At 61.5% G+C, this 19,036-nt stretch carries 17 protein-coding genes and 1 tRNA gene; 6 read left to right on the top strand and 12 right to left on the bottom strand.

Annotation, left to right across the window (positions count from 1 at the left end; translation table 11 throughout):
* Nucleotides 1–7: 7 nt before the first annotated feature.
* Complete coding sequence (locus J2Z31_RS22425) at nt 8–1,066, bottom strand: magnesium and cobalt transport protein CorA (protein ID WP_209604792.1); 1,059 nt, start codon at nt 1,064–1,066, stop codon at nt 8–10.
* A gap of 213 nt (nt 1,067–1,279) precedes the next feature.
* Here J2Z31_RS22425 and sthA point away from each other — a divergent pair, with 213 nt between their 5' ends.
* On the top strand, nt 1,280–2,683 hold the full coding sequence (gene sthA / locus J2Z31_RS22420; protein ID WP_209604790.1) for a Si-specific NAD(P)(+) transhydrogenase: 1,404 nt from the start codon (nt 1,280–1,282) through the stop codon (nt 2,681–2,683).
* A 371-nt stretch (nt 2,684–3,054) separates the two neighbouring features.
* On the opposite strand, the gene tig is transcribed toward sthA, so the two are convergent.
* The gene (gene tig / locus J2Z31_RS22415; RefSeq protein ID WP_209604788.1) at nt 3,055–4,536 is read right to left on the bottom strand and encodes a trigger factor; all 1,482 of its coding nucleotides are present in this window, start codon (nt 4,534–4,536) and stop codon (nt 3,055–3,057) included.
* A gap of 458 nt (nt 4,537–4,994) precedes the next feature.
* On the opposite strand from tig, the gene J2Z31_RS22410 reads away from it, so the two are divergent.
* The 4 genes from J2Z31_RS22410 (at nt 4,995) to trmFO (ending at nt 8,104) form a co-directional block, all read left to right on the top strand.
* Nucleotides 4,995–5,077 (top strand) — tRNA-Leu (locus tag J2Z31_RS22410).
* A gap of 737 nt (nt 5,078–5,814) precedes the next feature.
* The gene (locus J2Z31_RS22405) at nt 5,815–5,958 is read left to right on the top strand and encodes a DUF1127 domain-containing protein (RefSeq protein WP_209604786.1); all 144 of its coding nucleotides are present in this window, start codon (nt 5,815–5,817) and stop codon (nt 5,956–5,958) included.
* 482 nt (nt 5,959–6,440) lie between these two features.
* Nucleotides 6,441–6,584 carry a DUF1127 domain-containing protein gene (locus J2Z31_RS29840; protein WP_209604784.1) on the top strand — a complete coding sequence of 48 codons (144 nt, stop codon included), beginning with the start codon at nt 6,441–6,443 and terminating at the stop codon, nt 6,582–6,584.
* Between the two features lie 101 nt (nt 6,585–6,685).
* Nucleotides 6,686–8,104, top strand: coding sequence for a methylenetetrahydrofolate--tRNA-(uracil(54)-C(5))-methyltransferase (FADH(2)-oxidizing) TrmFO (gene trmFO / locus J2Z31_RS22395; RefSeq protein WP_209604782.1), 1,419 nt, complete (start codon nt 6,686–6,688; stop codon nt 8,102–8,104).
* Between the two features lie 4 nt (nt 8,105–8,108).
* On the opposite strand, the gene J2Z31_RS22390 is transcribed toward trmFO, so the two are convergent.
* From J2Z31_RS22390 to yajC, 6 genes are all read right to left on the bottom strand, one after another.
* On the bottom strand, nt 8,109–8,573 hold the full coding sequence (locus tag J2Z31_RS22390; RefSeq protein WP_209604780.1) for a hypothetical protein: 465 nt from the start codon (nt 8,571–8,573) through the stop codon (nt 8,109–8,111).
* Nucleotides 8,574–8,751: 178 nt separating this feature from the next.
* Complete coding sequence (locus J2Z31_RS22385) at nt 8,752–9,282, bottom strand: dihydrofolate reductase family protein (protein ID WP_209604779.1); 531 nt, start codon at nt 9,280–9,282, stop codon at nt 8,752–8,754.
* Between the two features lie 179 nt (nt 9,283–9,461).
* Nucleotides 9,462–10,304, bottom strand: coding sequence for a phytoene/squalene synthase family protein (locus tag J2Z31_RS22380; RefSeq protein ID WP_209604777.1), 843 nt, complete (start codon nt 10,302–10,304; stop codon nt 9,462–9,464).
* 23 nt (nt 10,305–10,327) lie between these two features.
* The gene (locus J2Z31_RS22375) at nt 10,328–10,714 is read right to left on the bottom strand and encodes an Mth938-like domain-containing protein (RefSeq protein ID WP_209604775.1); all 387 of its coding nucleotides are present in this window, start codon (nt 10,712–10,714) and stop codon (nt 10,328–10,330) included.
* Between the two features lie 2 nt (nt 10,715–10,716).
* Entirely contained in the window at nt 10,717–13,287 is a 2,571-nt protein-coding gene (gene secDF / locus J2Z31_RS22370; RefSeq protein ID WP_209604773.1) for a protein translocase subunit SecDF, read from the bottom strand.
* A 129-nt stretch (nt 13,288–13,416) separates the two neighbouring features.
* The gene (gene yajC, locus J2Z31_RS22365; protein ID WP_209604771.1) at nt 13,417–13,752 is read right to left on the bottom strand and encodes a preprotein translocase subunit YajC; all 336 of its coding nucleotides are present in this window, start codon (nt 13,750–13,752) and stop codon (nt 13,417–13,419) included.
* Nucleotides 13,753–14,149: 397 nt separating this feature from the next.
* On the opposite strand from yajC, the gene J2Z31_RS22360 reads away from it, so the two are divergent.
* Complete coding sequence (locus J2Z31_RS22360) at nt 14,150–15,025, top strand: ATP-binding protein (protein WP_209604769.1); 876 nt, start codon at nt 14,150–14,152, stop codon at nt 15,023–15,025.
* 25 nt (nt 15,026–15,050) lie between these two features.
* On the opposite strand, the gene J2Z31_RS22355 is transcribed toward J2Z31_RS22360, so the two are convergent.
* The 4 genes from J2Z31_RS22355 to surE all read right to left on the bottom strand — a co-directional run bounded on the left by J2Z31_RS22355 (nt 15,051) and on the right by surE (nt 19,021).
* Nucleotides 15,051–16,553, bottom strand: coding sequence for a peptidoglycan DD-metalloendopeptidase family protein (locus J2Z31_RS22355; protein ID WP_209604768.1), 1,503 nt, complete (start codon nt 16,551–16,553; stop codon nt 15,051–15,053).
* 240 nt (nt 16,554–16,793) lie between these two features.
* A complete protein-coding gene (locus J2Z31_RS22350) occupies nt 16,794–17,444 on the bottom strand; it encodes a biotin biosynthesis protein BioC (RefSeq protein WP_209604766.1) in 651 nt (216 codons plus the stop codon).
* Between the two features lie 156 nt (nt 17,445–17,600).
* The gene (locus J2Z31_RS22345; protein WP_209604764.1) at nt 17,601–18,254 is read right to left on the bottom strand and encodes a protein-L-isoaspartate(D-aspartate) O-methyltransferase; all 654 of its coding nucleotides are present in this window, start codon (nt 18,252–18,254) and stop codon (nt 17,601–17,603) included.
* A complete protein-coding gene (surE, locus tag J2Z31_RS22340; RefSeq protein WP_209604762.1) occupies nt 18,251–19,021 on the bottom strand; it encodes a 5'/3'-nucleotidase SurE in 771 nt (256 codons plus the stop codon). Before surE ends, J2Z31_RS22345 begins: the two co-directional genes overlap by 4 nt.
* Nucleotides 19,022–19,036: the final 15 nt, after the last annotated feature.

Here is a 19,036-nt window from a genome sequence, read left to right as displayed (position 1 = left end):
TGCTCGCTCAAAGCCAGCGCGCACGCCGGAAGAACCGATAGAGCGTGACGCAAAGCGCAATGATTATCGCCAGGACGACGAAATAACCGTAGCGAAATCTCAGCTCCGGCATTTGCTCGAAATTCATGCCGTAAATCCCGGCAATCGCCGTCGGAACAGCAAGAATCGCGGCCCAGGAGGCAAGCTTTCGTGATATCTCCGTCTGCTCCGACTGACCGATCATGAGGCTCGCCTCGAAGGTGAAGGCGAGCACCTCGCGAAGCGCATCGATGTCCTCCTGAACCCGGCGAACGTGGTCGGTGACATCACGGAAGAGCGGCTGCATCGCCACCTCCATGCCCGGTAGTTCCAGATGCTCATGCCGGCGACAGACATCCACCAGCGGAACGACTGCATTGCGCAGGCGAAGCAGGTTCCGCCGCAACATGTAAAGATGCTCGATGTCGGCTTTGGCCAACCGGTCGCGCAGCAGTCGGTCTTCCAGAGCTTCCACCTCGCCATGGATCGCCTCGACCACCGGCATATAGTTGTCGACGATGAAGTCGAGGATGGAATAGAGGACGTAGTGCTCGCCATGCGCGAGAGCTGCGGGCGAGGCTTCGCAGCGCTGTCTCACCGCCATGTATGAGGTCGAGGGGCCATGGCGGACGGAGACGACGTAGCCGCGTCCGACGAAAAGATGGGTTTCGCCGAATGCGATCTCCTCGCCCGTCATATGCGCCGTGCGGGCCACGACGAAGATCGCTTCGCCATAGATCTCGAGCTTCGGGCGCTGATGAGCTTTGCCGGCGTCTTCAATGGCGAGATCGTTCAGGTCGAATTCCAATTGGACCTGCCGCAGAAGTTCCTGGTCGGGCTCATGCAGGCCGATCCATATGACCACCCCCTCGCGGTTGCGCCACTCGCCAGCTTCTTCGATCCGGATGTCGCGGAGCCGGCGTCCGTGTTGATAGACGGCTGCCGCGACGACACCGGGCCGATGGCCCGCCGCGTCCGCCTGCTGACCGACAGCGGCAGGGCTGCGTTCCGCCCCAGCGTCGCGACCGTTCGTCCGCTCAAGCGCCATGTCTTCAGTCCTCCGGCCTCAGCCGGTCGCAGCATAGCGACAATTCTAATCGGACGCATCCAGAACAGATGATTGCGGCATTGCACATCAGCGAAACGCCAATTGACGCTATAGCTGTGGCTGCGTGATGTATGCTGCATCGCACAAGCGATTCTCGCGTAGTGCGGCTTCAGGTGATGCCCCTGATTGCAAGATGCTCTAGGGAAAGCGTTCATGACCCAATTCGATCTCATCGTCGTCGGCAGCGGACCCGCCGGTCGTCGTGGCGCCATCCAGGCAGCCAAGCTCGGCAAGAAGGTGCTCGTGATCGAGCAAGGCAAGCGCGTCGGCGGCGTCTCCGTCCACACCGGGACGATCCCCTCCAAGACATTGCGCGAAACCGCGCTCAATCTCTCCGGCTGGCGCGAGCGCGGATTTTACGGCCGATCCTATCGGGTAAAGCAGGAGATCAGCGCCGAGGATTTGCGCCGCCGCCTGATCATCACGCTCAATCACGAGGTTGAGGTGCTGGAGCACCAGTTTGCCCGCAATCGCGTCCAGCACATTCGCGGACGGGCGAGTTTCGTCGCCCCGACAACTCTTGAGATCACCAAGGATGATGGCGAGAGCATCCTCGTCACCGGTACAAAAATTCTGCTTGCCGTCGGCACGAAGCCCTTCCGTCCCGACTACATGCCATTCGACGGCAAGACTGTCGTGGACAGCGACGAACTGCTCGAGATCCAGGAATTGCCGCGATCGCTGGTTGTGATAGGCGCAGGGGTCATCGGCATCGAATACGCCACCATTTTCAGTTCCCTCGACACGCAGGTGACCGTGATCGACCCCAAGAGCACGATGCTCGATTTCATCGACAAGGAAATCGTCGAGGATTTCACTTACCAGCTTCGAGATCGCAGCATGAAGCTCTGTCTCGGCCAGAAGGCCGACAAGGTCGAGCGACTCGAGGACGGCAAGGTTCTGCTTACGCTCGACAACGGCCGAAAGATTACGGCGGACATGCTTCTGTTTGCCGCCGGTCGCATGGGCGCAACCGAGGCACTCAATCTTCCCGCCGCCGGCCTCGTGGCCGACAGCCGGGGTCGCCTGAAGGTCAATCCGGAGACCTTCGAAACCGAGGTGCCGAATATCTATGCTGCCGGCGATGTTGTCGGCTTTCCGAGCCTCGCCTCGACGTCGATGGAACAGGGGCGCGTTGCCGCACGCGTTGCCGTCGGTGCGATTGCGAAGGAACCGCAGAAATACTTTCCCTATGGGATCTATGCAGTGCCGGAAATTTCCACCTGCGGGCTTTCCGAAGAGGAGGTCAAGGAGCGAGGCATCCCCTATGAATGCGGTATCGCCCGGTTCCGCGAGACGTCCCGCGGGCACATCATGGGGTTGGATGCCGGCATGCTGAAGATGATCTTTTCGCTGAAGACGCGACGGCTGCTCGGCGTGCATATCATCGGCGAAGGCGCGACCGAACTCGTGCATATCGGCCAGGCGGTGCTCAATCTGAAAGGCACCGTCGAATATTTCGTCGAGAACACCTTCAACTATCCGACGCTCGCCGAGGCCTACAAGATTGCCGGGCTCGACGCCTGGAACCGGATGGGCGAGATCAAGGCCGTTTAATAGGAACCCGGCTCAGGCGGCTGCTTGCAACCACGTGCGCCGGTCGTACGCTGTCGGCGACACCCCCCTGGCCTGCCGGCCATCTCCCGCAACGAGTCGGATATTGCCCGCTTACCCCATCCGGCCTCGGATGCCCCTCATCCCGCTGCCGCGACCTTCTCCCCGCAAGCGGGGCGAAGGGACTCGCGGCGGCCGCTTAGTCCCTCTCCCCGCCTGCGGGGAGAGGGTCAGTCCTCGGGTTAAACCCGAGGAGAGGGGCAACTCCGGCCAGAAGTACCTGCAACCACTCGCGGAATTTCGATACCGCAGCGACTTGCTCAACGAAAAAGGCCGCCCGGAGGCGGCCTTCGCATCGGTTCCAGAGGGGCCGATTACTCGGCGGTTTCGTCTGCGGCCGGCTTCTTCTTGGCCGGAGCCTTCTTCTTCGGTGCGGCTGCTTCTTCGCCTTCCCCGGCCTCCGACTTGGCGGCTGCCTTCTTCTTGGAAGCGGCCTTCTTCGCGGCGGGCTTATCCTCCGCCTCGTCCTCTGCCATCAGTTCTTCCTTCGAGACCGTCTTATCGGTCACCGAGATTTCCGTGAGCAGGTGATCGACGACCTTTTCTTCGAAGATCGGCGCGCGCAGCGAAGCGGCAGCGCCGGGCGTGTTCTTGAAATAGTCGTAGATCTGCTTTTCCTGGCCGGGGAACTGGCGCAGCTGTTCGAAGAGCGAGCGCTGCATCTCCTCGTCGCTCACCTGAACGCCGGCCTTCTCGCCAATCTCCGAAAGAACGAGGCCGAGGCGGACGCGGCGCTCGGCGAGCTTACGATACTCGGCGCGGGCTTCCTCTTCGGTCGTGTCCTCATCGGCGAAGGTCTTGCCGGCCTGCTGCAGGTCGGTGTTGATCTGGCGCCAGATGTTCTCGAACTCAGCATTGACGAGCCGCTCGGGCGTGTCGAACTGATAGAGTTCGTCAAGCTGGTCGAGCAGTTGCCGCTTGACCTTCTGGCGGGTGACCGCACCGTACTGGCCTTCGATCTGGCCGCGAACGATCTCCTTGAGCTTGTCGACCGATTCGAGACCGAGCTTCGTTGCCAGTTCGTCGTTGATCTCGATCGGAGCGGCAGCGGCCACGTCCTTCACGGTGACGTCGAAGGTCGCTTCCTTGCCGGCGAGATTGGCGGCCGGATAGTCAGCCGGGAAGGTGACGGTGATCGTCTTCTCGTCACCGGCCTTGACGCCCACGAGCTGCTCCTCGAAGCCGGGAATGAAGCGGTTGGAGCCGAGCACAAGTTCGGCGTCCTCGTCCTTGCCACCGTCGAAGGCAACGCCGTCGACCTTGCCCAGATAGTCGATCGTCACGCGATCGCCGTTCTCGGCCTTGCCCTTCTTCGATTCATAGGTGCGGGCACTGTCGGCGATGCGGAGAATCTGTTCGTTGACCTCATCCTCACCGATTTCAACGACGTCGCGCGTGACCTTGATTCCGCTCGCATCCTTGAGCTCGATCGGGGGAATGATCTCGTAGGCGAGCGTGAATTCGAAATCGGCTTCGGCCTTGAGGATCTTGTCGGCCTCGGCCTCGTCCTCGGTCATCGCGACCTCCGGCTGCGTGGCCGACTTCTCGCCGCGGCTCGTCAGGATTTCGGTCGGCTTTTCGCGAACGATTTCATTGACGAGGTCGGCCATGATCGACTTGCCGTAGACCTTCTTCAAGTGCGCGACCGGCACCTTGCCGGGGCGGAATCCATTGATGCGGACCCGGTCCTTCACTTCGGCCAGACGCTCGTTCATCCGAGCTTCCATTTCATCGGCCGGGATGACGACCTTCAGTTCGCGCTTCAGCCCTTGAGCGAGCGTTTCGATAACCTGCATGTTCAAACCTTCACTTCACGTTGACGGTGCTCTTGCCTCTAAGGGCCTGGCGAGCACTTGAACCGATCCATTTGCCGGGAGTTGGCTTTACGCAATTCCGTAACCGTTTTGCAAGCAAAATGGCATCCTCCTCACGCTCGAATGCCGATATGTGGCTCGGATATCGCCCCGGCCGCTGCTTGTGGCGCACCTCTTTGGAGCCACAAGGCCACACGCCTCACCACCGCCCATCGGGATTGCCGGATCTCCGACAGACCCACCTCTTTCGCCCGTGGCAGCGCAGTGGCGGCAGCGCTCGCGGGCAGACGGCACGTTTCGCGGTGTATCACGGGCGCCAAATACACCCGTTGACCTGCGAAAGGCAAGCACTTCCATCCCGGCCGCGAGAGCTGGTTGGCCATGCAAGGCTTGCCAAGCTGGCAGTCATTGTCTACAGGCTTGGGGACCAGACCTCGCCTGCCCGGTTGGTGGAATTGGTAGACACACTTGGTTTAGGTCCAAGCGCGAGAGCATGGGGGTTCGAGTCCCTCACCGGGCACCACCGCACTTCGATGGCCCACAATCGGCATTGCATCGGACGCATATCTTCCATGCCGATATTGCACTGCACAAAAGTGGCCTCACGCGCTATATTCAAACCATCGAAGGAATTCGAAGCGGCGAACTCCTCCTCCCATCGCCGCTCCGATTGATTGGCAACACTCCTCCTCCCGGTTGCCAGTCGCCTATAGGACGCCCGCCGGACCTCCTCCCCCGGCGGGCGTTTTCTTTTTCCGGCTGCGAAAAATCATGCTGCTGCCCACGTGACTGCTGCTGCCTTGACAATGTGAGCGATTATTGCGGCCACTGGACGTCACAGGCATGCAGGATCCGCATAGGTGCCATCCGCCTTGTACCCTACACATCTGAGGGTCCGCTCCTATCTTGGGAGCATCGGTCGGGCAGCGCCTCCTCCTCCCAGCGCGCCCGATACGGATTGGCAACACTCCTCCTCCCGGTTGCCAATCAGAACAGGCAACGCCCGCTGGACCTCCTCCCCCAGCGGGCGTTGTTTTTATGTTTTGCTCGTCGTTCCAATCCCGAAAAAACGAAAATCCAGGCGCTCCCGACCACGAAGGTTTGACAGGCAATTAAGGGCCGGCGGAGGATTGCAAAACCCGCATGGGTGCGATGCAGCATCGTCTCTGTAATCTTCGTTCAAACCGATTATATTCCGGCCATGAGATGACGGCCAGCAAGAGAGACAAAGTGCTGGCAGCACTGGAAAGGAATAGGACCATGAACCTCACACGTTCTTTCAGCAATTGGCGCAAGTATCGCCAGACCTGCAACGAGCTCGGCCGCATGAGCGACCGCGAGCTCAACGACCTCGGCATCGGCCGGGCCGACATCCCCTACGTCGCTCGTCAGGCCGTCAAGTAAGCCACGACGTTCTGCCGACAAGGGCATTCAGGAAACGCCTTCCGGCTCCGCCGGCGGGCGTTTTTTCTTTGGTCATTCACGAGCCACCTCCCCGCATCCCTTATTTGCGAGCGGCCAAACAGCCGCATGTCATGCTTGGACCGATCCCGATCTAGGAAAAGAGATGCAGCAGAGTGCTGCTGCGATCTTTGCACGTCCGATGAGACGCGCGGTGCTGTAACGCGCGTAAACGCCGATCGCCGGCAGGCTCCCATTTTAGATTTAAGCACCAGGAACGCAGGCGGATCGCACATCTTCATCAATACTTAACGGATGACGCGTTTTCGGGCGAACCAGGCCCTTGCACAGCAATTCAGCGATGCAGTGCACAAATGCATAGCAGATGCATTTTCTTTGCACTCCATCTTCCAATTCGACAAGCGTATAAGAACCTCAACGACGCAGACAATCACTGTCGCGAACAGATCTTGAGGAAAACGACCATGAACCCCATTCGTCTCGCAAAAAGCTGGATCAACTACCGCCGCACTGTCGCCGAACTCGGCGGCCTGTCGAACCATGCCTTGAACGATATCGGCATCACCCGCTACGACATCCGCAACATTGCGGCACGTTCCTACCGTTAATCGGTACCGGAGAATTCAGTCTCCCCAAGACGGCGCCCACGGGCGCCGTTTTCGTTTCTTCGCAATTGGAAGCGGGAAACGGCTGTGTTAGTAAGCCGCGCATGAACAGTGACATCTCCTATCCGCCCATCCACGTTATCGGTGGAGGGCTCGCCGGGTCGGAAGCCGCCTGGCAGATCGCGCAATCGGGCGTGCCGGTCATCCTGCACGAGATGCGTGGCGTGCGCGGTACCGATGCGCACAAGAGCGACGGCCTGGCCGAGCTCGTCTGCTCCAATTCCTTCCGCTCCGATGATGCGACCAGCAACGCCGTCGGCGTCCTTCACGCTGAGATGCGCCTCGCCGGCTCGTTGATCATGCGCGCCGCAGACAGCAATCAGGTGCCAGCCGGCGGCGCGCTCGCTGTCGATCGGGAGGGCTTCTCCAATGCCGTCACCACCGCAGTCGAAGCCCATCCGCTAATCACGGTCGTGCGCGAGGAGATCACCGGCTTGCCGCCAACGGAGTGGGACCTCGCTATCATCGCCACGGGTCCGCTCACCGCGCCGGGTCTCGCCGAAGCGATCCGGCAGGAGACCGGGGCCGATGCGCTCGCCTTTTTCGACGCTATCGCGCCGATCGTTTATGCCGACACCATCGACATGGACGTTTGCTGGCACCAATCGCGCTACGACAAGGTCGGGCCCGGCGGCACGGGCAAGGACTACATCAACTGCCCGATGACGGAGGAGCAGTACAACGCCTTCGTCGATCAGTTGCTCGCGAGCGATACGACCGGTTTCAAGGAGTGGGAAGGCACGCCGTATTTCGACGGCTGTCTCCCGATCGAGGTGATGGCGGAACGCGGCCGGGAGACGCTGCGCCACGGACCGATGAAGCCGATGGGGCTCACCAATGCCCACAACCCGACAGTGAAACCCTATGCGGTCGTCCAGCTCCGGCAGGACAATGCTCTCGGCACGCTCTACAACATGGTGGGCTTCCAGACGAAGCTCAAATACGGTGCCCAGACGGAAGTCTTCCGGCTGATTCCGGGTCTCGAAAAAGCGGAGTTCGCTCGCCTCGGAGGCCTGCACCGCAACACCTACATCAATTCACCGATTCTGCTCGATCACTCATTGACGCTCAAGTCGCGCCCCGGCCTGCGCTTCGCGGGGCAGATCACCGGCTGCGAGGGTTACGTAGAAAGCGCCAGCATCGGCTTGCTCGCGGGCCGCTTCGCAGCCGCGGAACGCAAAGGGGAAAAGCCAACACTTCCGCCCGCCACGACGGCATTCGGGGCACTGTTGAATCACATCACCGGCGGCCACATCGTGTCGGAAGACGAGCCGGGTAAACGCTCGTTCCAGCCGATGAACGTCAATTTCGGTCTGTTCCCGCCCTTGGAGCCGGGCGCGCTGACCAGGCCTGAAGGCGTCAAGCGGTTTCGCGGCAAGGATAAGGCTTTGGCAAAGAAGCAGGCGATTGCAGCACGCGCGCTCGGCGACTGCGAGGTCTGGCTCGCTAACGAAAAATCGTGAGCGTTCAGTCGCAGGCCCGCGTTGCCTGATCGGCTTTAGAAGATGCTTCGAGTTCCGATTGGGGACTGAAGCTTCCGAGCAGCCAGAGCGAGACCTCGGCGGCTTCCGCCGCCGTGCGAAATTCGAACGTGTTGTCCAGATAGGTGAAATCGGGGAAGTGCACGATCAAATCGCGACCGCTCTCGGAGCCATTCACCCGGACCTTCCCCGGCTGAATGACGTGGCAGACAAAATGCGAGCCATAAGACTGGATGAAGCCGGCCTTGCCATCGTGCAGGCGCAGGAAGATAGCCTTGTGGTCGAGGGTCGAATGCAGGGCCCGGATTGCCTCGTCAGGGAAAGCGCGCCCGAATTCCACCATCGCAAGGCCCGCATCCGGATTGGTGATGTCCCGCTCCGCGCGCGCATTCATCCGCATATAGAACGCAGCGGCGAGAGCGACGGCGGCGAGAAGCAGTAACCAAAGCATCGATGCGGGCCCCTTCCAGGCGAGAGAACTCCGATAGAAGGGTCTATTACCGCATGAGACTTGCGCCAACTTGACCAGCGCATCGGCGTTGGCGACGCCACGGGCGGGCATCTTTCCGCAAGGGCAGAGGCAATCGCCTATGCCCTGACGAAATCCTGCTCGCCGTGTTAGTCGCGAACTAGGCGGGAACGTATGTCAACCTGATCACGTCCCCGCCAATTCGATCGGTGGCGACAAGGCGCAGCGGCGGCCGCGGGCCTGCGAAGAACGGCTTGCCGCGACCGAGCACGACGGGATGGAGATACATTCGATACTCATCGACGAGACCAAGGTCGGTCAGGCTTCGCGCCAGCTCTGGTCCAGCAACTTCAATCTCCCCACGAAGCTGGGCTTTCAGCCCGCGTATCACCGCCTCGATGTCGTCCTCAACGAGAGTGGCGTTCGGGCCGACGGACTTCAACGAGCGCGACACGACCCACTTCGGTTGGGTCCGCCACGCCGCCGCGTAATCGCGTTCCTCCGCGCCCCACTCAGGACGATCTTCGTCCCAATACCGCATCACCTCGTACATGCGGCGACCGTACACGCTGCCGGCCAGACTGCGCACATCGTCGATGAAGTGATGAAAGAGCACGGCATCGGGCGCAAATTCCGTGTGGTCGACATACCCATCCAGGGACTGGTTCAGGGCGTAGACGAGCTTCGCCATGCTGCAGGATCTCCTCCCCGGGTTCCTCAATAGGCTCACCCGATGCTACGCAGAAATGAAGTTGAGGACAATCTGGCCGCCGCTTCGTTACAACAGAGCTTCGCTCTCCTGTAGGGACCGTCACCGATCCGCTCGCTCTCGACCATTTAGTCCTTGTGCGTGCTTCTGGGTGACATGCATCAGAAACGCCGACGCCGGCTTGCGCGCCACATCCACCATTGGCGTCGCCATTGCGGCGGCTGGATGGGGTGTTTGAGGATGCGGGCCCCGGCAAGCTCCGCCTGATCGAAGATCGGCCCGGCGAGCGCTACCGGAATGAAGGCGGCGAAATTTCGCGCCGAGATCGAGACCATGGTGCTGCGTGCCTTGGCAAGATGGTCGCGCCCGAGACCGCAGAAGGCGCGGATGGCCCTGCTGATCGCCTCCTCGTCGCGCCCCTCCAGGAGCGCCTCTCTGTCGAGCCCGGTCGCGCGCAGGAGATCTGCGGGAAAATACACCTGGCCGCGCCGGCAATGGATCGGCAGCAGCAATAAAAGACCGGCAATCGTCTGGGCGACACCTGCATGGCCGGCGGCTTCCGCCGAATTCGCCGCGTTCTCCGGGTCGAGGACCAGCGATGCAAGCTGAATCAATGCAGACGCCGTTTCGCCGGCATAGCCCTCCAGCGCCGAGCGGTCCCCCATCGGATCGTCATACAGGTCGAATATGCGGGCATCGATCATGTCCTGGAGTACCGCGACGGGCAGTCGGTGCTCGCGAATACAATCGAGGAGCGCCTCAGCGACCGGATGCCCCTCGCCGGTCGACTGCTCATTGCCCAGCACGTCGCGCCACCATTGCAGCCGGATCTCACCGGGCAGCGGTTCGTGGATCACATCGCGGACCCGGGCGATCTCCGCGTAAAAGGCATAAAGCGCAGCAAGCGGGTAACGCTTTTCTGCAGGTGAGAGCAGACAGGCTAGATAGCGATCGCGGTCGGTGTCCCGCAGCGTCGCGAGAATCGGGGAATCAGGCTGTTGCACGGATTGAATGTCCCTCGGGCTCGTCACACCGCGATCAGCGCGGCGGCAACAGCGCGCGACTCCGCCAGCATCACGTTGTAGGTCCTGACAGCGGCACCGGTATTCATCGGATCCGAAAATATGCTTGCGGCTTTGAGCGCCGCCTTCAGATCCGCGGGCAAGGGCCGGATCTCGCGACCAGTACCGACGAGCAGCACCTCGATTTCACGCGCCTCGTCCAGGACGCGCTTGAACTTGCCGATCGCGAGCGGGTCACCTTCCGAAATGTCCCAGGCATAGGTACCCGAGGGCAGCATCAGCACGGAGCCCCTGTGCGACATATCGGCAAAACGGAAACCGCCATTGCCATAGGCGTCGATCGGCGCGCGTCCCGGAAAGTGCGCCTCGCGCATTTCGATTCCTTTTGCCATAGTCAGGATGCACCCTTTGTCGACTCGTCCGGTATCGCTGCCACTCCACCCAACTCGCCGCCAGGGCGATTGTTTCCGCGGTTGAAGAGAATGAGCACCGGTCCGGCGATATAGATCGACGATACGGTCCCCACAAGCACGCCGAAGAGCAAGGTAGCGCTGAAAGACTGAACGAGGCGGCTGCCGCCAAAAAAGTAGAGCGCGACGAGTGCCAAGGCGGTCGTCGCGGCCGTCAGCAGCGTGCGGGACAGCGTCTGGTTGATCGACGTGTCAATCAGCACCGACAGCGGCATCCTGCGATAGCGGGCGAGATTCTCGCGAATGCGATCGTAGATCACCACCGTATCGTTCAAGGAGTAGCAGACGATCGTCAGAAGCGCGGCAATGCTTGCGAGATTGAACTCCAGACCGGTAATGACGAGAAAACCGATCGTCAGCAGCACGTCGTGCAGCATCGCGATAATGGCGCCGGCTGCGAAACGCCAGCCGAAACGGATCCAGACATAAAGGATCACCGCAAGCAAGGCCGCGCCGACTGCGAGCGTGCCAGACCGCGTCAGTTCTGCGGATACCGCGGGTCCGACCACCTCAACCCGACGAAACACATAATCCTCCTCGAGTTCGGCACGGACCAGACCGACCGCAGTCTGCTCGGCATTGTCTCCGCCTTCTTGCGAGGGAATGCGTATGAGCACGTCTCGTGCCGAACCGAGTTCCTGAACCCGAGCCTCTCCAAGATTCAATGCGTCCAGACGGGCGCGGATGTCCGCAACATCGCCGTCACCTGCCCTCGCCCGCAGTTCGATGAGGGAGCCAGCTCTGAAATCGGCGCCCATGTTGAGGCCGGCACCAACCATGACCACAAGCGTGGCCAGGGAGAGTGCCGCCATCAGGATGAAGACGGGGTTGCGGATCGCCATGAACCGTATGTCGGCTGCAGAAAAAAAGCCCGTGCGAATGCCCCTTGGCAGATGTCGGGGACGTCGACGGCGGTACCAGCCGCGAATGAGCCGGCGTGTCAGGCTGTGCGCCGTCAGGATGGTGGTGATGCTGCCGATCGCGAGCGTCGCGGCAAAACCACGGATGGCCCCGGTACCGAGAAAGAACAGAATGGCGCCCGCGGCAAAGACCGTCAGATTTGCATCGATGATGCTTCTCAATACTCGGGAAAAGCCGTTATCGAGTGCTTTGCGCAAGGGCGCACTGCTGTTGCGAGCCTCCTCGCGCAGCCGCTCGTAGATGAGGACGTTCGAGTCGACCGCCATGCCTATCGTGAGGATGATCCCGGCAATCCCTGGTAAGGTCAGCGTCGTGCCAAGCAGGGACAGTACGGCGACGATCAGCACTAGGTTGACGACGACCGCTACCACCGCGACAGCGCCGAAGAAGCCATAAAACGTGATCATGCAGGCTGCGACTGCAAGCGCCGCGATCACGCCCGCCCTAAGGCCGTTCGCTATGGCATCGCTCCCGACCTCAGGGCCAACGGTGCGCTCCTCGATGACGGTCAGCGAGATCGGAAGCGAACCGGCACGCAGCAGGGCGGCAAGGTCGCTCGCCCCGTCCTCTGATAGATTCCCCGATATCCGAGCCATGTTGCCGTTGATCGCATCGGCAAAAGTAGACGTCGAGACCACCTGCCCGTCGAGGACGATTGCGAATTGCCGCTTCGCCTCACTCTGCAGCAACGACGCAAGACGCTGCGCCGTCTCGGGCTTTAGCGTGACGTCGACGACCGGCTCGCCGGTCGACGGATGGACCGCCGATTGCGCCGAATCGAAGTCCTCGGCCGCTGCAAACGCTCGCCTCTCGACGAGAAAGGGAATCGGCGGATCGTCGAGCGAATAGAGGAGCTCGGAACCGCCAGGCACTCGCGTGCCGACCGCCTGCCCCGCCGGCACCGACAGATCCAGCCAGTGGAACGTCAGTATCCCGCGCTGGTTCAGAAGATCCTTGAGCCGTTGCGGGTCCTCAAGCCCGGGTACCTGCACGCTCAAGCGATCTTCGCCACGGCGCTCAATGACGGGCTCCGCGGCGATAACCTCCGCGACGCGTCGGCGCACGACTGGGATGGCCTGAGAAATCGCCTCGGCAGAGCGCCGATCAATCCCCTCGTCCGTCAGACGAAAGCGAAGCGGCTGCCCAGCGGCGCTTGGCTCGGCGGTGAGAGTTGGGGTGTCGTCCTTGGCGCCATCAGGCGAGCGCGTGGGCGCCGTCATCGGCAACAGTGCCTGCAGCGCGTCCTCGGTTCTCGAGTCGTCACTAAGCCGGAACTGGATTGCCTGCCCGCTCCCGGACAGGCCTACGTAACCAATCCGTGCATTCCGCAGCGCCTGGCCGATCGCCTCGATCGTCGCCTCGAGTTGGTCGGCAACGACATCTTCGCGGCTGACCCTCAGCATGATGTTTGTGCCGCCGCTCAGATCCAGTCCAAGCGGGATCTGCCGAAGCGGCAACCAGCTCGGCCATCCAGCAAGATGCTCCTTCGGAACGAGGTTCGGCAGAGCGAAAATCAATCCAGCCAGGACGACCAGCCAGATCAGGGCGTTTTTCAGCGGCGAAAATATGGGCATGCCTCGAAATGCTCCATCGCCAAACTTACGTCGCGCGTCTTTCAGGCGCGCAAAGCTTGTATTGCTGCTTCGTTTCTCTATCCGGCTGACGTCAAAGGAACATGGAGCCGCTCGCCAAGCTTACGGTGGCTATTCCTTGATCGGTTCACCCTTGACGCGAACCTCGGAAATGCCGTTGCGGACGACGCGCACCTTGGTACCCTCGGCAATCTCGACCTCCAGTTCCGCATCGTCGATGACCTTCGTCACCTTGCCGACGATGCCGCCACCGGTGACGACCTGATCGCCGCGGCGGATGTTCTTCAACAGCTCTTCACGACGCTTCATCTGTGTGCGCTGCGGGCGGATGATCAGAAAATACATCACGACGAAGATCAGGATGAACGGCAGAATGGACATCAGGATATCGGCGCCGCCTGCGCCGCCCGGGGCCGTCGTCTGCGCAAAAGCTTCGGTAATGAACATCGATCACTCCTTGAGTTCAAACTGCGCGGTCACCTTCCGCGCGCAATCCGCCGATATGGAGAGTCGGAACCCGACCCTTCTACGTTGCTCCTGCCTCTGACACAATTTGCTTAACAGGAGAACCCCTCAGACACGCGCGCCTGGGCTTTTCCAGCGTAAACCTCCGTGCTGACGAGAAAATTCCCGCTTGCCGCGCCCCCTACTGCATGTCTCCTCAAACCGACCGCGATTTAAAGAAGAAGACATGGAGCAATCCAAAGTGCTACAGCGACCTTTGTGCGGCGATAAGGCGCGCGACGCTATATCGACTGGAGATGGCCGGTTAGGGAACGACAGCGCCCGCCGTGCCCGCGGTCGCCTTGGTCCCGCCTGAGATCGCGGGTCGGAGAATAGACAGATGCACGAAAGCAAGATCGACATCCTGATCAACGAAATGCAGAAACTCTCGGCTGCGCTCGACCGCCTGGCCGGCCCCGCCGCAGCGATCAATGACTGGACGGCCGCCGAGTGTTTCGTCTGGGCGCCGGCGACCCGCCATCTTCAGCCGGTCACCAGGCCCAACCGGATCGACCTTGCACTGATCACCGGTGTCGACCATGTGCGCGACATACTTTTCGAGAACACGCTTCGCTTCGCCGAGGGCTATCCGGCAAACAATGTCCTCCTCTGGGGCGCACGCGGCATGGGCAAGTCGTCGCTGGTCAAGGCGGTTCACGCGAAGGTTGCGCGCGAAACCGGCAGCGAGCTGAAGCTCGTCGAAGTGCATCGCGAAGACATCTCCACCCTGCCGGTCCTCATGGAAATCCTCAAAGCCGCGCCGATGTCCGTCATCGTCTTCTGCGACGACCTCTCCTTCGATCACGATGACACGTCTTACAAGTCCTTGAAAGCCGTCCTTGATGGGGGCGTCGAGGGGCGGCCGGCAAATGTCGTGCTTTATGCCACCTCAAACCGCCGACACCTTCTGCCGCGCAACATGATGGAAAACGAGCAGTCGACCGCGATCAATCCCTCGGAGGCGGTCGAAGAAAAAGTGTCGCTGTCGGATCGCTTCGGCCTGTGGCTCGGATTTCACAAATGCAGCCAGGACGATTATCTCGCCATGGTCGAGGGTTACGCCCGCTACTATGGCCTTTCCGTCGAGCGGGAAGCGCTCCACGCCGACGCACTCGAATGGGCAACGACGCGGGGGTCGAGATCCGGCCGCGTCGCCTGGCAGTTCATTCAGGACCTTGCGGGACGCCTGCGCCGTCCGCTCGGCGAGCCGGTCTGACGTTGCAGCCGGGGCAGCGCAATAGTTACTCGAGAAAGCTCACCGGGTTGACCGGCGTCGCATTCTTGCGCACCTCAAAATGCAGCTGCGGCTGGGCCGCCCGGCCGGTCATGCCGGAGGCTGCGATCGTCTGACCGCGCTGCACCTTCTGACCGCGCTGTACCTTGAGCTCGGAGGCGTTGCCGTAAACCGTGACGGTACCGTCGTCGTGGCGAACCAGGACGGCATTGCCGAGTTCTTTCAAGCTGCTGCCCGAATAGATGACGACGCCATTTTCGGCCGCCTTGACGGGCGTGCCTTCCGGCACCGAGATATTGATGCCGTCGTTGCGATTGCCGTCGACATTGGCGCCATAGGCGGCAACCACTGCGCCCCGCACCGGCCACCGATACTTGCCGATCCCGGTGGCTTTCGGCGATTCCTCTACGACGTCGCTCTTGATCGCGACCTCCGACACACTCTCCTTGGCGACCGGCGCCTTATATTCAGACGGCTTGCCCTGATCGAGCGCGGCGACTTTCGTTCCAGCCTTTGGCATTGACGCCGTCGCGGGTGCATCGCTCGCGACCGCGCGGCCCGGCAATTTCAACTTCTGACCGATGCGGATGGCTTCGGTCGTAAGGCCATTCGCCTCTTTGAGCGCGCCGACCGAAACACCGTTCTGCTTGGCGATCCGGTTGAGGGAGTCACCCGCCTTGACGATATAGGTTCCGGCCGAGCCCTCACCTGCGGTATCGAGCTTGCCGGCGGACACATCCACGCGACCTTCACTCTTGTCACGCGACTGCGACTGCCCGGGAAGGATCGCAACCTCGCGCTGGCCGGAGGGCATGGGCAATGGCTGCTTGCGGCCACCATCGAGATCGGCGATCGACCCCGAGGCCGCCGCTTTCGCCGCGCTGCCTGCCGTGCCGAAAGTGGGAACGACAAGACGCTGACCCGGCTCCACCTGACCGGCGGATTTCAGGCCATTCGCCTTCAGCAGTTCAGCTTCAGGAACGCCGAACCGGCGAGAAAGCACGGCAAGCGTATCGCCCTGGCGCACCATGATCGTCGGGGCGTTCTCAGTGCTCCACCCACCCTTACGGGAAGAACCATTAGACGCAGGGCGCGGTTCAGTCTTTGCAAGCACCGGCTGCGGCTGACGAGCCGCGGCAGGCGCTGGCGTCTCACGCGGCATTGCGGGCGTCGGTTCAGTCAAGGCGGTGCGCTGAACGGAGATCGGGGTCGACGCGGCACGGGCGCTCGATACCGGCGCACTCGCGACGTCCACCCCGCCATAGGCGCCGGCCGGCGCGGCGCTCGGATAGGATTGACCGCTCGCCATTTGACTGCCGGCAATGTCCCCTCTGGGGACCGCCGCCGAGTTTTGGGGGATCGAGCCGGTCGTCACGCCGTCAGAGCTGGAAAACAGCCCCTCAAAGCGGCTCACGCCAGAGCTGCAGCCGGTCGCGGCACTTGCCAGCAACACCGCCGCACACAGGCGGATCAAGGATTTCCCTGCACTGGGAGATGCAAACTTACGCATGACGCCTAACCACTCCGAACGCAACTCACTGTGGAATGATTAAAGCGCATCAGAGTTACCGCCCGGTTAAGGACGGCGCAAATTTGACGAAGTGCTAACCATAGTTGCGCCGTACGGCGCCACGGCGGCGGAAGCGATCTGTTGCAACGCCCTTGAGTCGACCGTGAATTAAGGCTCAACGCTACAGCGGTCTTCTCGTCTGAAGACGCGGCCCATTAGGGCGGCGCCCGTCTGCAAATCTCAGAGCAGTTCCGCGTAGAGGCGCTCGATCTCGGAGAGAGAGCGCGGTTCGGGCGATTCGAGCTCGTAGCTGATTTTCGATGCATCCCAGCCGTAGATCGGCTCGTCGGCCGCCGCCAAGGCGGACGAAACTGTCGAAGAGGCGGTCTTGTCCTCGTCCAGGAAGACACTGACGATCCGCTTGAAGCTCGCGTTGACGTCGAGACCACTCTCGGAATCATATTCGAGTGACCGCAATCCTGCGACCGCAGCCTCGCGGGTGCCGAAGTAACGCAGGCTGTCCTGGTCCTCGGGGCGCAGGCTGTCAAAATATTCGATGAAGCTGCGGTAGTAGGTCTTGTAATCACCGGACTCGGCAAATTTGCCGAATGCTTGATGCTCACGTGCCGCGAGTTGCGGGGACAAGCTGTTGTTCCACTCATCCTTCGTCAAGGCAGGCAGCTTCTCCGGAGTTTTCTTTGCTCGGCTGAGATAAAGCAGTGCGTCGACCGACAGCGAGATCCGGGGCGTCGGGTCGAAGAAGCCTGCCTGTACAGCTTGCGCGGTGGCGTCCTCCTTGCCAGCTGCCACCGTCGGGCCCGCCGGCCGCCCGGTAAGATTGCTCAATCCGTCCCCAGCCGTCGCTGTCGCCAACCTGTTCGCAATCTGCATTTGCCGTCTCCGTCATCCCACGACGGACAAATAGAACGTGACGTGAATCAGGCGCACGCCGCCAGCCATCGTGCCCTTCCGGACTAAGCCGGCAAGCTTGCGCGAAGCTGGAGTTCGTTAACGAAAGGTTAATTAAATGCGCTGCAAGGCCTTCCCTCAAAGGAAGGATGCCAATTGAGGTACGATCGGAAGGTAGGGCGCTTCGAAGAGATCTTCGCGATCAAAACGGCTGCCGGTGCGGTTGACGCGGACAATCCGGCAACGCGTCGCGCTCATCATGATCGGGACCAGCAGGGTGCCGCCCGATACGAGGTGATCGGAGAACGTGCGCGGCAGACTGTCGAAGGCGGCGGTGATGAGGATGCGGTCGAAGGTCCCCTCGCCCGGCACGCCGGCGCTGCCATCGGCGTGCCGAACGACGACGTTTCGGACCCCGGTCTTCTCCAAATTCTTCTGAGCCGTACCCACCAATGTCTGGTAGCGGTCGATGGTCAGCACGCGCTCCGCGATGCGTCCCATTACGGCCGCGGTGAAGCCGCTACCGGTGCCGACTTCGAGGACGCGCTGCCCCGGCTTGAGATTCAGGCAGTGGAGCAGACGGACCGCCAAATCGCAGCCTTCCATGAACGAGCCGCAATCGAGCGGGATCAATCGCCGGGAATAAACGTCTTGCTGGTACTGTGCCGGACAAAAGAAACTGCGGGGCGTCTGCTCCACCGCCCTCAAGAGATCATTGTTCGCGACGCCGGCGGCACGAAGACGCAGCGCCATCGCCGCCAGCCCCTCCTGCTGCGAAACGCGCCCGCTCAAGCGGCACTTCCTTCCCGCAAGGCGCGCTCGATGCGTTCCTGAGCCGTGTAGTCGGTCATATCGAGCTTGAGCGGGGTTACCGAAATGCGGTTCTCGCGTAGCGCGCGGATGTCGGTTCCATCCCGGAAATCACCGGAGCGCTCTCCGAAGCGCAGCCAGAAATAGGGAAAGCCGCGGCCGTCCATGCGCTCGTCGATGCTGAGCCCGATCTCGAGCTTGCCCTGCGAGGTGACCTCCACGCCCGCGACCGCGTCGGCCGCACAATTCGGGAAATTGAGATTGATCAGCGTTCCCTCCGGCAGGTCGACAGTCATCAACCTGCGGATCAGCGCCGGCGCGTGGCTCTCGACGACTTCCCAAGGAACGACTCTGCTTATGGAATGCTGGTATGCTTGGCTGAGGGCTATCGAGCGGATCCCATGCAGCGTGCCCTCTATCGCGCCGGCAACCGTGCCGGAATAGGTAACATCGTCCGCCAGATTGGCGCCGACATTGACGCCGGAAAGAATCACATCCGGCTTGCGATCGAGGAGCTTTCGCACCGCCATGATCACGCAGTCCGTCGGAGTTCCCCTGAGCGCGAAGCGTCTTTCCGAGACCTCCCGCAGGCGCAAGGGTTCAGAAAGGGTCAGCGAATGGGCAAGTCCGCTCTGGTCCACCTCCGGAGCAACGACCCAGACGTCGTCCGAGATCGTCCGCGCGATCCGCTCGAGCACGGAAATCCCCTCGGCGTGAATGCCATCGTCGTTCGTCAACAGGATGCGCATGGCCGTCACTTTCCC

Origin of the sequence: Sinorhizobium kostiense, assembly GCF_017874595.1 — a bacterium.
GTDB lineage: Bacteria > Pseudomonadota > Alphaproteobacteria > Rhizobiales > Rhizobiaceae > Sinorhizobium > Sinorhizobium kostiense.
The sequence above is the reverse complement of the archived record's forward strand: the minus strand, read 5'-3'. Positions and strand labels throughout refer to the sequence as shown.

What these genes read in the sequence shown, in the direction of transcription:
- J2Z31_RS22405 (WP_209604786.1), top strand. Translation starts at nt 5,815, where the DNA reads ATGAACCTCACACGTTCTTTCAGCAATTGGCGCAAGTATCGCCAGACC.
- J2Z31_RS22375 (WP_209604775.1), bottom strand. Translation starts at nt 10,714, where the DNA reads ATGGCAAAAGGAATCGAAATGCGCGAGGCGCACTTTCCGGGACGCGCG.
- J2Z31_RS22385 (WP_209604779.1), bottom strand. Translation starts at nt 9,282, where the DNA reads ATGGCGAAGCTCGTCTACGCCCTGAACCAGTCCCTGGATGGGTATGTC.
- secDF (WP_209604773.1), bottom strand. Translation starts at nt 13,287, where the DNA reads ATGCCCATATTTTCGCCGCTGAAAAACGCCCTGATCTGGCTGGTCGTC.
- tig (WP_209604788.1), bottom strand. Translation starts at nt 4,536, where the DNA reads ATGCAGGTTATCGAAACGCTCGCTCAAGGGCTGAAGCGCGAACTGAAG.
- sthA (WP_209604790.1), top strand. Translation starts at nt 1,280, where the DNA reads ATGACCCAATTCGATCTCATCGTCGTCGGCAGCGGACCCGCCGGTCGT.
- J2Z31_RS22425 (WP_209604792.1), bottom strand. Translation starts at nt 1,066, where the DNA reads ATGGCGCTTGAGCGGACGAACGGTCGCGACGCTGGGGCGGAACGCAGC.
- J2Z31_RS29840 (WP_209604784.1), top strand. Translation starts at nt 6,441, where the DNA reads ATGAACCCCATTCGTCTCGCAAAAAGCTGGATCAACTACCGCCGCACT.
- yajC (WP_209604771.1), bottom strand. Translation starts at nt 13,752, where the DNA reads ATGTTCATTACCGAAGCTTTTGCGCAGACGACGGCCCCGGGCGGCGCA.
- J2Z31_RS22355 (WP_209604768.1), bottom strand. Translation starts at nt 16,553, where the DNA reads ATGCGTAAGTTTGCATCTCCCAGTGCAGGGAAATCCTTGATCCGCCTG.
- trmFO (WP_209604782.1), top strand. Translation starts at nt 6,686, where the DNA reads ATGAACAGTGACATCTCCTATCCGCCCATCCACGTTATCGGTGGAGGG.
- J2Z31_RS22360 (WP_209604769.1), top strand. Translation starts at nt 14,150, where the DNA reads ATGCACGAAAGCAAGATCGACATCCTGATCAACGAAATGCAGAAACTC.
- J2Z31_RS22390 (WP_209604780.1), bottom strand. Translation starts at nt 8,573, where the DNA reads ATGCTTTGGTTACTGCTTCTCGCCGCCGTCGCTCTCGCCGCTGCGTTC.
- surE (WP_209604762.1), bottom strand. Translation starts at nt 19,021, where the DNA reads ATGCGCATCCTGTTGACGAACGACGATGGCATTCACGCCGAGGGGATT.
- J2Z31_RS22350 (WP_209604766.1), bottom strand. Translation starts at nt 17,444, where the DNA reads ATGCAGATTGCGAACAGGTTGGCGACAGCGACGGCTGGGGACGGATTG.